Source organism: Bradyrhizobium manausense (assembly GCF_018130615.1).
Taxonomy (GTDB): Bacteria; Pseudomonadota; Alphaproteobacteria; order Rhizobiales; family Xanthobacteraceae; genus Bradyrhizobium; species Bradyrhizobium manausense_A.
Window position 1 is genome coordinate 217,805 of record NZ_JAFCKB010000003.1, and the last position, 12,512, is coordinate 230,316.

At 64.8% G+C, this 12,512-nt stretch carries 12 protein-coding genes; 9 read left to right on the forward strand and 3 right to left on the reverse strand.

Features of this window, described 5'->3' with window-relative positions; genetic code table 11:
- Positions 1 to 112: 112 nt before the first annotated feature.
- Entirely contained in the window at positions 113 to 1,528 is a 1,416-nt protein-coding gene (gene glgA / locus JQ587_RS07520) for a glycogen synthase GlgA (protein ID WP_212424880.1), read from the reverse strand.
- A gap of 202 nt (positions 1,529 to 1,730) precedes the next feature.
- Here glgA and JQ587_RS07525 point away from each other — a divergent pair, with 202 nt between their 5' ends.
- From JQ587_RS07525 to JQ587_RS07565, 9 genes are all read left to right on the forward strand, one after another.
- Entirely contained in the window at positions 1,731 to 2,927 is a 1,197-nt protein-coding gene (locus tag JQ587_RS07525; RefSeq protein ID WP_212424881.1) for a CaiB/BaiF CoA transferase family protein, read from the forward strand.
- Positions 2,928 to 3,055: 128 nt separating this feature from the next.
- Positions 3,056 to 4,600 carry an ABC transporter substrate-binding protein gene (locus JQ587_RS07530; RefSeq protein ID WP_212424882.1) on the forward strand — a complete coding sequence of 515 codons (1,545 nt, stop codon included), beginning with the start codon at positions 3,056 to 3,058 and terminating at the stop codon, positions 4,598 to 4,600.
- 7 nt (positions 4,601 to 4,607) lie between these two features.
- The gene (locus JQ587_RS07535; RefSeq protein WP_212424883.1) at positions 4,608 to 5,558 is read left to right on the forward strand and encodes an ABC transporter permease; all 951 of its coding nucleotides are present in this window, start codon (positions 4,608 to 4,610) and stop codon (positions 5,556 to 5,558) included.
- On the forward strand, positions 5,545 to 6,414 hold the full coding sequence (locus JQ587_RS07540; RefSeq protein ID WP_212424884.1) for an ABC transporter permease: 870 nt from the start codon (positions 5,545 to 5,547) through the stop codon (positions 6,412 to 6,414). The genes JQ587_RS07535 and JQ587_RS07540 overlap by 14 nt, the downstream gene beginning before the upstream one ends.
- Entirely contained in the window at positions 6,411 to 7,403 is a 993-nt protein-coding gene (locus JQ587_RS07545; RefSeq protein WP_212424885.1) for an ABC transporter ATP-binding protein, read from the forward strand. The genes JQ587_RS07540 and JQ587_RS07545 overlap by 4 nt, the downstream gene beginning before the upstream one ends.
- Positions 7,400 to 8,371, forward strand: a complete 972-nt coding sequence (locus JQ587_RS07550; RefSeq protein ID WP_212424886.1) for an ABC transporter ATP-binding protein — start codon at positions 7,400 to 7,402, stop codon at positions 8,369 to 8,371. The genes JQ587_RS07545 and JQ587_RS07550 overlap by 4 nt, the downstream gene beginning before the upstream one ends.
- A gap of 80 nt (positions 8,372 to 8,451) precedes the next feature.
- Complete coding sequence (locus JQ587_RS07555; RefSeq protein WP_212297884.1) at positions 8,452 to 9,519, forward strand: alcohol dehydrogenase; 1,068 nt, start codon at positions 8,452 to 8,454, stop codon at positions 9,517 to 9,519.
- A 132-nt stretch (positions 9,520 to 9,651) separates the two neighbouring features.
- A complete protein-coding gene (locus JQ587_RS07560) occupies positions 9,652 to 10,731 on the forward strand; it encodes an isocitrate/isopropylmalate dehydrogenase family protein (RefSeq protein ID WP_212424887.1) in 1,080 nt (359 codons plus the stop codon).
- 38 nt (positions 10,732 to 10,769) lie between these two features.
- Positions 10,770 to 11,168 carry an ASCH domain-containing protein gene (locus JQ587_RS07565; protein ID WP_212424888.1) on the forward strand — a complete coding sequence of 133 codons (399 nt, stop codon included), beginning with the start codon at positions 10,770 to 10,772 and terminating at the stop codon, positions 11,166 to 11,168.
- 49 nt (positions 11,169 to 11,217) lie between these two features.
- Here JQ587_RS07565 and JQ587_RS07570 read toward each other — a convergent pair whose 3' ends face one another.
- Positions 11,218 to 11,499 (reverse strand): hypothetical protein, encoded by a 282-nt coding sequence (locus tag JQ587_RS07570; RefSeq protein ID WP_212297888.1) that lies wholly within the window; start codon positions 11,497 to 11,499, stop codon positions 11,218 to 11,220.
- Positions 11,500 to 11,614: 115 nt separating this feature from the next.
- The gene (locus JQ587_RS07575; protein ID WP_212424889.1) at positions 11,615 to 12,430 is read right to left on the reverse strand and encodes an enoyl-CoA hydratase; all 816 of its coding nucleotides are present in this window, start codon (positions 12,428 to 12,430) and stop codon (positions 11,615 to 11,617) included.
- Positions 12,431 to 12,512: the final 82 nt, after the last annotated feature.

Consider the following 12,512-nt stretch of genomic DNA (forward strand, 5'->3'; position numbering starts at 1 on the left):
CTTGAAGGATCCACGGTCGAGCTGATGCATCCGGGCCGTCGCCCTTCGAGGGCCGCTGAAGGAGCGGCCACCTCAGAGGTGACGGGAGATAGAGGTGTCGTACGCCTCAGCCTCACACAGCCGCCAGCTTCCTGTACAGCTTGCTGTAGCTACTCGCCGAGATGCTCCAGGAGAACGACCTGCCCATCGCGCTGCGGCGCATGGCGTCGAGCTGGTCCTGGGCCATGAAGGCGGAGAAGGCGCGGCGCACGCCACCGAGGAAGGACTCGTGCGAGGGTCTTGGAAACAGGAAGCCGGTCTCGCCGTCGGTGATGGTTTCGGCCAGGCCGCCGGTCTGGTGTCCGATCGGCAGCGAGCCGAAGCGTTGCGCGTACATCTGGCTCAGCCCGCACGGCTCGAAGCGCGACGGCATCAAGGTGAAATCGCTGCCGGCGAAGATGCGCCGCGCTTGGGCGTCGTTGAAGCCGATGGTGACGCCGATGGCGTCGGGGCGGCGGCGATGCGCGTCGATCAGCGCCTGCTCGAGCGCCGGCTCGCCGGAGCCGGTGACCACGATCTGCCCGCCGGCATCGACGATCTCGTCGGCCGCCGACAGCACGAGGTCGATGCCCTTCTGGTGCACGAGCCGTGCGACGATCGCGAACATCGGCCCGCGCGAGACAGCAAGCCCGAACTGCTTGCGCACGTAATCCGCATTGGCCTTTTTGCCGATCCAGTCGCCGGCGCCGAATTGTTGCGCGAGCTGGGCGCAGGAGCGCGGGTCCCAGCTCTCGTCGATGCCATTGAGGATGCCGGTGAGCTCGGACGCCTCGGAGCGGACGCGCAGCAGGCCTTCGAGGCCGCAGCCGAATTCCTCCGTCGTGATCTCGCGCGCATAGGTGCCGCTGACGGTGGTGAGGTGCGAGGCGTAGACAAGCCCGGCCTTGAGGAAGGAGAGCTGGTCGTAGAACTCGACGCCGTCGATGTGGAAGGAGCTTTCGGGGACGCCGATCCGCCGCAGCGACTCCTTCGGGAAGAGACCCTGATAGGCGAGGTTATGGATGGTCAGGATCGACGGCAGCTTGGCGCCGCGCCAGGCGAGATAGGCCGGTACGAGCGAGGCCTGCCAGTCATTGGCATGGATCAGATCTGCTGCCCAATTCTTGTCCAGCTTGCCCATGGCCAGCTCAGCGGCAGCCGACGCAAAGCGCGCGAAGCGGATGTCGTTGTCCGGCCAGTCGTGGCCGGACTCGTCGCCATAGGGGTTGCCGGGGCGGTCGTAGAGTTGTGAGCACAACAGCACATAGACCGGCAGACCGTCCTTGGTGGCGGCCCGGCCGAGCGAGCAGGCCGGCATCTCCGCAAATGCCGGGCAGCGTCCAACGATCTGAATATGCGTGAGTTGCTCGATGATGTCGCGATAGCCGGGCAGCATGATCCGGATATCGGCGAAGGGGCGGAGGGCTCTGGGGAGGGCAGCAGAAACGGCACCGAGTCCGCCGACGCGGACGAAGTCGTCCATCTCTGTCGTGACGAATAAGACCCTCAAGAAGATTGCCCCCTTCCGATCCCGATTGCTGCTATGCAAGATCGGGTCCAGTTGCCCCTGGAAATCTCGAGCCGCCCACGCGACGTACCGGTTCGGTAAAGACTTTCCTACTCAGCCGCCGCCCTCTAGGGTCGGCGCACCAACATGAGGGAACAACGATAGTTCCTAATTGACTCGCGGACTCGGCAGGGGCGCAGCACGCATGCAACTAGCAGATAAGCATGAGGGGACGACGACAAAGGCCTTTGCAGGCCTCAGGGTCCTGGATTTCTCGACCACCATCGCCGGCCCCCATTGCGCACGAATGCTGGCCGACATGGGCGCCGAGGTCATCAAGATCGAGACCGACGGCGGTGAGACGATGCGAACGCGGCCGCCGCTGCGCAAGGGCTGCAGCACCGTATTCGGCCAGCTCAATGTCGGCAAGAAGAGTGTGGTGCTCGACCTCAAGTCGGAGGACGGACGGGAGGCGGTTCGGCGGCTGGCCGCCACATCAGACATTTTGGTCGAGAATTTTCGCCCCGGCGTGATGCGTCGGCTCCGGCTCGATTACGACAGCCTCCGCCCGGTCAATCCCAGGCTGATCTACTGCTCGATTTCCGGCTATGGCCAGAGCGGCCCTTCGGCCGAGCTGCCGGCCTACGCGCCGGTGATCCACGCGGCCTCCGGCTACGACATGGCGCATCTCGCCTACCAGCCCGGCCGCAACAGGCCGGACTATTGCGGCATCTATCATGCCGACGTCGTGACCGGCACCTACGGCTTTGGCGCGATTGCCTCGGCGCTCTATCAGCGCACCGTGACCGGGCAGGGCCAGCATATCGACGTCTCCATGCTGGAGTCGATGCTGAGCCTGACGGTGATCGAATTGCAGAGCTCGCAATTCGCAGTGAAGCCGCCGCCGCGTCCGATGTTCGGACCGACCGAGACCGCCAACGGCTATGTCATGATCACGGTCGCCAGTGAGAAGACGTTCCAATGCCTGATGGGCGTAATCGGCCGCCCCGAATGGATCACCGACGCACGCTTCTCCAGCTATGCTCCGCGCCGCGAGAACTGGGCCGACATGATGGATGGCGTCGAGGCCTGGTCGCGGCAGCTCTCGACCGACGCATGCCTCGTCGCGCTCGGCGCGGCCGGCGTGCCGGCCTCAGCCTATCGCACCGTGTCCGAGGCGCTGGCCGATCCGCAACTCGCGCATCGCCAGGCTTTGTCATCGGTGGAGGACGGAGGCGGTTCCTTCCAGGTGCTCAATCTGCCGTTCCGGATGACCGGCGCCGACACCACGCCGGGCGCGACCATGGCCGTGCTCGGCGAGCACACGCGTGCCTTGCGCGAGGAGATCGGCCTTGGTGACGCCGTGCCAATTCCGTCAGGCAAAACACAAGCGACGAACTGAGCGCGTTGCGCTGCAAGAGTGCGGCATCGAACCCCGTGTGTTCCTCTTGCCGTGGCGCGCATTTGCCGCCAAGCTTGCCCGAGTCATTCAACGATCCGAAACATCGGACGAGGATCCCGGGAGGAACCATGACGAACATTGCTGCCGCGGCGTGCAAGCGCGCGCCGATTTTCCTTGTTGCGGCATTTGCGCTCCTCCCGCTGGCTGAGCCCGCACAGGCGCAAAAGTCCGGCGGCAGCATTACCGTCGGCCAGGAGCTGGATATTCCGGGCTTCGATCCGCTCAAGGTCGGCGTCTACGACTCCTCCGGCTACACCGCTGCCGCTGCGATCTTCGACACGCTGGTCACGCTGGACGACAAAGGAGATGCCGCGCCGAAGCTCGCGGAATCCTGGACGCATTCCGACGACTACAAGAGCTGGACCTTCAAGCTGCGCAAGGGCGTGAAATTTCACGACGGCACGCCGTTCAATGCGCAGGCCTTCAAGGAGAACTTTGACCGGCAGAAGGACCCCGCCAACAAGTGCCGCTGCGCCTTCTACATCACCAACGTCAAGGAGGTGCTGGCGCCGGACGAATACACAATCGTCTATAATCTCACCGACCCTTCCGTGAATCTGCCTGCGACGATGAGCATCCAGAGTACCAACAACGTCGTGCATTCGCCGACGGCCTGGAAGACCAAGGGCGACGATTACAATCGCAATCCCGTCGGCACCGGTCCCTACATCCTGAAATCCTGGACCGCCGGCGATCGCATGGTGCTGGAGAAGAACCCGGATTACTGGGACAAGGGCCGTCCCTATCTCGACCGCATCGTCCTGAAGCCGCTGCCCGACGCGCAGTCGCGCTTCGCTTCGCTGCAATCGGGCGAAGTCGACATCATCTGGGACGACGAGAACGATGCCGACAACATCCTGAAGGCGCAGAAGGACTCCAAGCTCACCGTGCACACCTACAAGGGCTCGGGTGCGCAGGTCTATGCCTTCAACACCAAGGTAGCGCCGTTCGACGACGTTCGCGTGCGCCAGGCACTGGTGATGTCGATCGACCGTCCAAAGATGTCGCAGGCGATCAGCAACGGCCTCAGCCGGCCCGCGACCAATCCTTACGGCGAAGGCTCCTGGGTGAAGTGTAAGGACGACGGCGCCCTGCCTTACGACCTCGAGAAGGCGAAGGCACTGATCAAGGACTACGGCAAGCCGGTCGAGTTCAAGATGCTGGCGACCGCGACGCCGCGCGGCCGCATGATCGGGCAGGTGCTCCAACAGTTCTGGAAGCGCGCCGGCGCGAATATGGAGATCGACCAGGTCGACCAGGCGACGATTCCCTCGCGCGCCTTCTCGCGTCAGTTCCAGCTGACGCCGTGGCGCATTGTCGATCTCGCCGATCCCGATCCGCAGATGTATGCGAATTTCCGCACCGGCAGCCCGGTCGCGCTCGCCGGCTTCTCCGATCCGGAGCTCGACAAGTTGCTCGATCATGCGCGTGTCACTGCCGATGTCGGCCAGCGCACCGAGGATTATTGCGCGATCAGCCGCCTGATCAACAAGGAGGCGATCTGGTTCTGGACCTTCCAGAACACCTACTACGCGCTGTCGAGCGCCAAGCTGAAGGGCTTTCCGAAAATCTACAACGGTGTGATCGACGTTTCGAACACCTGGCTGGAATGACCTCGCGATGCTGAACTTCGTCGCGCGGCGGCTGCTCGGCATGCTGCCGGTGCTGCTTGCGGTCTCGCTGCTCACCTTCCTGATCGCCTCGCTGCTGCCGGGCGATCTCGCTTTCGTCATCCTTGGCGATCAGGCGACGCCTGAGAATGTCGCGGCGCTCCGCCATGATATGGGGCTCGATCAGCCGCTGTGGTGGCGTTACCTGAGCTGGCTCGGCCACGTCCTGCAGGGCGATCTCGGTCGCTCGTTCCGCACCGGGCAGACCGTGCTGCAGGCGGTCTCCGAGCGCATCCCGGTCTCGCTTGAGCTGATGCTGATGGCGGAGTTCATCGGGCTCCTGATCGGCGTGCCGCTCGCGATCGCCTGCGCCGCGCGCGCCGGTGGTGCGTTCGACCGCTTCATGACCGGCAGCGCCTTTGCAATGCTGTCGATGCCGTCCTTTCTGCTGGCGATCCTGCTGATCTACCTGTTCGCGGTCGAGTTGCATTGGCTGCCGGCGACCGGGTATGTGCCGTTTACCGAGGAGCCGCTCGCGAACTTACGCTTCTTCGTGCTGCCGGCGCTGACACTGGCGCTGGCGGAGTGGCCGGGCATCATGCGGGTGCTGCGCTCCGACATGATCGCGACGTTGCAGGAAGATTACATCGCGCTGGCCAAGGCGAAGGGCCTGAAGCCCTCGCGCATCCTGTTCGTGCATGCGCTCAAGCCCTCGTCGCTGACGCTGGTGACGGTCACAGGCATCAATATCGGCCGTCTGCTCGGCGGCACGCTGATCGTGGAATCGATCTTTGCGCTGCCCGGCATCGGCCGGCTGCTGGTCGGCGCGATCTACACCCGCGACCTCGTTATTCTCCAGGGCGTGGTGCTGCTGGTCGCCTGCGGCTTCGTCATCGTGAACTTCATCGTCGACATGCTCTACGCCGTGCTCGATCCGAGGATCCGCCATGGCCACGCTTGAACTCTCGATGCAAGAGGACGTGCCGGCACCGGTCGGGCGCAAGCGCAAGCTCGGGCTGTTGTTCTGGGTCGCAAGCATCTGGCTCGCTGTCATTCTTGTGCTTGCGATCCTGGCGCCTTTACTGCCGCTGCAGAACCCGACCGATATGGACATGCTGGAGCGCCGCGCTGCGTTCTCGAGCGAGCACTGGCTCGGCACCGACGGCCTCGGCCGCGACGAGCTTGCCCGGCTGATTTTCGGCGCACGGGTTTCGCTCACCGTCGGGCTGATTGCTCCGATGATCGGCCTTGGCATCGGCGGTGCGCTGGGCCTGCTCGCCGGCTATTTCCGTGGCCGGTGCGAGACGCTGATGGTTGGCAGCATGGACGTGCTGCTGGCCTTTCCGCCGCTGATCTTCGCGCTCGCGGTGACCGCCTATCTCGGCCAGTCCATCCCCAACCTCACCATCATCCTCGGCGTGCTCGGCATTCCCGCCTTCATGCGGGTGGCGCGCGCGGCGACGCTGACCTTGGCGCGGCGCGAGTTCGTGATCGCGGCCGAGGCGCTCGGCGCCAGCCATGCGCGGATCCTGCTGCGCGAGCTACTGCCGAACGTGATCCTGCCCCTGCTCGCCTTCTTCCTGCTCGGCGTTGCCGTCACCATCGTGGTCGAGGGCGCGCTGTCGTTCCTGGGGCTCGGCGTACCGCCGCCGATGGCGAGCTGGGGCAGCATGATCGGCGAGGGGCGCGACAGCCTCGACGTCGCGCCGCGGCTGGCCTTCCTGCCGGCGGCGGGGCTGTTCCTGACCGTGCTGGCCTTCAACCTTGTCGGCGACACCATGCGGGCGCTGACCGACCCGCGTCAGGGGGCGCTGTGAGCACTCAGCTCCTGACCATCGAGGACGTCGCGGTGGAGCTGCCGACCCCGCGTGGAAACCTGCGCGCCGTCGATCATGTCGACCTGTCGCTGGGGGCGGGCCGCACGCTCGGCATCGTCGGCGAGTCCGGTTGCGGCAAGACCATGCTGTCGCGGGCGATCCTTCAGCTGCTGCCGAAGAAGGCGAAGCTGTCCGGACGCGTCATGTTTGACGGTCAGGATCTGGTCCGGCTCGCGCCCGCAAGCCTGCGGCGCCTGCGCGCGCGCGATCTCGCCGTCGTGTTCCAGGACCCGATGACCTCGCTCAATCCGGTGCTCACCATCGGCACCCAATTGATGGAGACGATCCAGGAGCATCTCGAGCTCGATGCCCCGGCGGCGCGGAAGCGCAGCATCGAGCTGCTCGCGGCCGTCGGCATTCCGGCGCCGGAGCAGCGGCTGGCGCAATATCCGCATCAATGTTCCGGCGGCATGCGGCAGCGCATCGCGATTGCGATCGCGCTGTCCTGCGAACCGAAACTCCTGATCGCGGACGAGCCGACGACGGCGCTCGACGTCACCATCCAGGCGCAGATCCTCGATCTGCTGGCGCGCGAGCAGCGCCGCCGCCACATGGCGATGATCATCATTACCCATGATCTCGGTGTGGTCGCCGGTCGTGCCGACGAGGTCGCGGTGATGTATGCGGGCAGGGTGGTGGAGCGCGCGCCGACGCAGGCGTTGTTCAAGCGCATGCATATGCCCTACACTGAGGCGCTGCTCGCGGCGATCCCGAAGCTGGAGACGGCGCCGCATACGCCGCTGCCCGCGATTTCCGGCCGTCCGCCCGATCCGACGCGGCCGCTGAGAGGCTGCTCCTTCGCGCCGCGCTGCCGCTATGCTGCGGGCGCCTGTCGTGAAGCCAAGCCCGAGTTGAAGAGCGCGGAGATGCCGGATCATCTCTATGCCTGCTTCCATCCGATCCAGATGGCGGAAGGGATCGGCGCATGATGCAGTTGGTCGTGCGCGATGAGCCGCTCCTGCATGTCGATAATCTCGTCGTCGAATATGGTCTCGGCAACAAGACCGTGCACGCTGTTTCCGGCGTCAGCCTTCATGTCGCACGCGGCGAGACCCTCGGGCTGGTCGGCGAGTCCGGCTGCGGCAAGTCGACACTGGGGCGCGCGGTGCTGCAATTGCGCCGCGCCAAAAGTGGCCGCGTGCTGTTCGACGGCGAGGACCTCACCGCGATGGGGGGTGAGGCGCTGCGAAGAATGCGCCGTCGCGTGCAGCTGATCTTCCAGGACCCGATCGCCTCGCTCAATCCGCGCCGTCGCATCGGCGATATCGTGGCCGAGCCGTTGATCATCGCCGGGGTCAAGGATGGCACCGAACGCAAGCGTAGGGTTCACGAGGTGCTCGCTGCGGTCGGGCTCGATCCGGATCTCGTGGCGGGTCGTCTGCCGCATGAATTCTCCGGCGGCCAGTGCCAGCGCATCTCGATCGCGCGATCGCTCGTGCTCAATCCCGAATTCATCGTCTGCGACGAGCCGGTCTCGGCGCTCGACGTCTCCATCCGCGCGCAGATCCTCAATCTGCTGGAAGAGATGAAGGCGCGCTTCGGCCTGACGCTGCTGTTCATTGCGCATGACCTCGCCGTGGTCAAAGCGGTCAGCGATCGCGTCGCGGTGATGTATCTTGGCCGGCTCTGCGAGGTCGGACCGTCGGAGCAATTGTTTGCAAAGCCCGCGCATCCCTATACCGGGCTGCTGTTGCAGGCGATCCCGGTACCCGATCCGGATGTGCGTCCCGCCGAAAGCGTGGCGACCGGCGAGCCGCCATCGCCGATTGCGCCGCCATCCGGCTGCCGCTTCCGCACCCGTTGCCCGCGGGCGGACCAGCGATGCAGCGCGGAGATGCCGGAGTTGCGTGAGGTCGCAATCGGCCAGTTCGCGGCTTGCCATCATCCGCTGGCCTAACTAAGACGGCTCCCAGATTTGTCTCGCTCGACCGCCCGTGGCATGGTGCGTGACGATAAGAGTATGCCGGGAGGATTCCGATGAAGAGTTTCAAGGTCGCCGATTTCAAGGCGCCGTTGCAGGAGTTCGACGAGGCCACGCCGCAACCGTCGGGCACGCAGGTGCTGATCAAGGTCAAGGCCGCCGGCGTCTGCCACAGCGATCTCCATATCTGGGAAGGCGGCTATGATCTCGGCCACGGCCGCAAGCCGCTATCGCTGAAGGACCGCGGCATCAATCTGCCGCTGACCATGGGCCACGAGACCGTCGGTGAAGTCCTGGCCTTCGGTCCCGACGTGAAGCCGACCGACCAGGGCGACCTCAAGCTCGGCGATGTCGGTCTCGTCTATCCCTGGATCGGCTGCGGCAAATGCGCCACCTGCCTCGCCGGTGACGAGAACATGTGCCTGACGCCGCGCTCGCTCGGCGTTTACTGCGACGGCGGCTATTCCGACCACATGCTGGTGCCGCATCCGCGCTATCTGCTCAATCTGAAAGGGCTCGATCCTGCGTCGGCCGCACCTTATGCCTGCTCGGGCGTCACCACCTACAGCGCGCTGAAGAAGGTTGAGCAGCACTTTGATACGCCGATCGTGATGTTCGGCGCCGGCGGGCTCGGCCTGATGGCGCTGTCGCTGCTCAAAGCCATGGGCGGCAAGGGCGCGATCATGGTCGATATCGATGCCAGGAAGCGCGAGGCGGCAGAAAAGGCCGGCGCGCTCGCCACTGTCGATCCCAAGGCGCCGGACGCGCTGGAGCAACTCGCGAAGAAAGCGGGCGGTCCGATCCGCGCCGTGATCGATCTCGTCGGCAATGCCGCGACGACGCAACTCGGCTTTGACTGTCTCACCAAGGGCGGCAAGCTCGTCATCGTCGGCCTGTTCGGCGGCGGCGCGACCTGGGCGTTGCCGCTGATTCCCATCAAGGCCGTGACGATCCAGGGCAGCTATGTCGGAAACTTGCGCGAGACGCAGGAATTGCTCGATCTCGTGCGCGCCAAGAACGTGGCTCCGATCCCGGTGACGAAGGCGCCACTCGACAAGGCCAACGATGCGCTGCTGCAATTGCAGCAGGGCGCCGTGGTCGGTCGCACGGTGCTGACACCGTAGTCTCTTCCGTCATTCCGGGGCGGTCCGCAGGACCGAACCCGGAATCTCGAGATCCTCAGGTGCGCAATTGCGCACCATAGTTCGGCTCTTCGAGCCGCCTCGGAATGACGCCTTCCTCTCAGGAACCCCCAAATGTCCGCAAACAACGCCTTCCACATTGCCGTGCTCGCCGGTGACGGCATCGGTCCCGAAGTCATGGCGCCGGCGCTCGAGGTGCTGCGCAAGATCGAGACGAAGTCGGACTTGCGCTTCCGCTTCACCGAGGCGCCGGCGGGCGCCAACAATTATCTCGCCACCGGCAAGTCGATGCCGGATTCCACCATCAAGCTGTGCGAGGAGGCGGATGCGATCCTGCTCGGGGCCTGCGGCCTGCCCTCGGTGCGCTACCCCGACAACACCGAGATCGCGCCGCAGATCGAGCTGCGCTTCATCTTCGACCTCTATGCCGGCGTGCGCCCGGCGCGGCTCATTCCGGGCGTGCCGAGCCCGATCGTCGGCGCCGACAAGCGCGGCATCGATCTCGTCGTGATCCGCGAATCCACAGAAGGCCTGTTCGCTTCGATGGGTAAGGGCGTCGTCACCCACGAGGACGCGCGCGAAACCATGGTGATCACGCGCAAGACCTCCGAGCGCCTGTTCGATTTCTCGTTCCGCCTCGCCGAGCGGCGCAAGGCGCGCGGCAAGCCGGGATCGCTCGCCTGCGTCGACAAGGCGAACGTCTTCAAGGCGTTTGCGTTCTTCCGCGGCATCTTCGACGAGATCGCCAAGAAGCATCCCGGGGTGAAGACCGATCGCCTCTATGTCGACGCCTGCTCGGCGATGCTGGTCAAGCGTCCCTGGGATTTCGACGTGATGGTGATGGAGAACATGTTCGGCGACATCGTGTCCGACATCACCGCGAGCCTGATCGGTGGCCTCGGCATGGCGCCGTCGGCCGACATCGGCGACAAATATGCGGTGTTCCAGCCGTGCCACGGCACCGCGCCCGATATCATGGGGCAGGGCAAGGCCAATCCGACCGGCATGATCCTGTCGGCGGCGATGATGCTGGACTGGCTCGCCGACAAGCACGGACTGGAGAGCGCCACCGAAGCGGGCGAGCAGATCGAGCGCGCGGTCGACCAGGTCTATGCCAACGGCCTCAAGCCGATGGAGTTCGGCGGCAGCAACGGTACGGCCGATATTACCAAAGCGATGCTCGCCGTGCTGTAGATGCCGCAGGCGGTCGATGTCGGAGGAGCTGGACGTTCATGCGCAAGCAAGTCCCCGAACGGCATCGACAGCTCCGGACCTTTGCTTTCGGCGACAGTCCCGCGCTTGCGGATGAATTGCTCGAGCTCGTCGTCAAGGGCATCAAGACCGCAACCTGCAGCACGGAAGACGAACCAAACACCTCCGCGCCGGGTGAGCGTTGGGTGGTGCTGGACGGACGGGGAGATCCACGCTGCGTCATCGAAACCACCGAGATCACCTATCGGCGGTTCAACGATGTCGACGCCGCCTTTGCGTATGATGAGGGGGAGGGCGATCGCAGCCTCGCCTATTGGCGCAACGCCCATCGCGCCTATTTCGGCCGGCTCGGACGGTTCAGCGAAGACATGATGCTGATGTGCGAGCGCTTTCGCCTGATCGAGGTTTTCGGCGATTGATCGGCGCGAGACTGCGCTGGAAAAGGGGCCTTGCGGCCCCTTCGTCGTTTTACCAGCGACGCCAGTGACGGTGGCCATAACCCCACGGGCGCGGGCCGTAGAAGCGTCGCGGGCCGCCATAATAGCCGTAGGCGCCGTAATAGTTCGGACGCCACCAGCAGCGACCCCAGGCGTTGCAGACCATCCGCACCTGGTCGACATTCGCCGCCGGGCCGCTTGCGACCTTGTCGGCTTGCGGAATGCCGTTCGGCATCGCAGCGAGCGCTTGCCCCGACGCCAGCGCCGCGCTGCCCAGCGCCGCCAGACCAAGAACAGCAAATTTGAGTGTCATCGCGATCTCCCTCGTTGGTGGCGGGAGAACTTTCAGCAGATCGATTGGTTGCTACCGCAGCGCGGGGCCGCGAGGAATTTAATCTTCGTGAACGAAGGTTCAGCTTATGACGCCGTCACGTCCCCCTGAACTGCGGCTTGCGCTTTTCCATGAAGGCCTGCCGGCCCTCGCGAAAATCGGCGCTGTCCATGCAGGCCGTGCCGATCGCCTTGATCGCATCCATGTCGCGTTTGCTTTCGTCTTTCAGGACCTCCGCGATGGTGATCTTGGCGGCCTTGATCGCGAGCGGCGCGTTCTGCGAAATTGTCGTGGCGATCGCCATGGTCTCGCCCCAGAGCTGGTCGTCCGGGATCACGCGTTCGACGAGACCAATGCGCAGCGCCTCGGTGGAATCGATGCGCATGCCCGTGTACATCAGAAGCCGCGCCCAGGACGGCCCGACCAGCGATACCAGATGCTTCAAGCCGTCATAGCCATAGGCGATGCCGAGTTTTGCCGCGGGAATGCCGAACTGGCTGTCATGCGCGGCGATGCGGATGTCGGCGAGCATCGCGACCTGCATGCCGCCGCCGAGGCAAAAACCCTGGATGCAGGCAATGGTCGGCTTCGGGTAATTGGCGAGCAGTGCACGTTGGGCGGCGCTTCGCTTGCTATATTCCTCTGACGCTGCTGCGTTGTGGCGGGTCTCCTCGAACTGGCTGATGTCGGCGCCGGACACGAACGCCTTGCCGCCGGCGCCGCGCAGGATCACGACGCGCACGGAATCGTCGTCGCGCAAGGCTGTCAGCGCCGCGCCGAATCCCTCCCACATCTCCAGCGACATCGCGTTGCGCTTGTCTGGATTGTTGAAGGTGATCACGCCAACGCCGTCGGTGATCTGTTTGAGGATCTTGCCGTCGGCGTAGGGAGTTTCATTGGAGAGATCAGGCATTGCGCGCTCGCTTGTCGTCAGCCGAGGCGCAATGTGCGACCGGGTCGGGGCCCGGGTCAACCGCGGCAGCGGATGCGGCTTT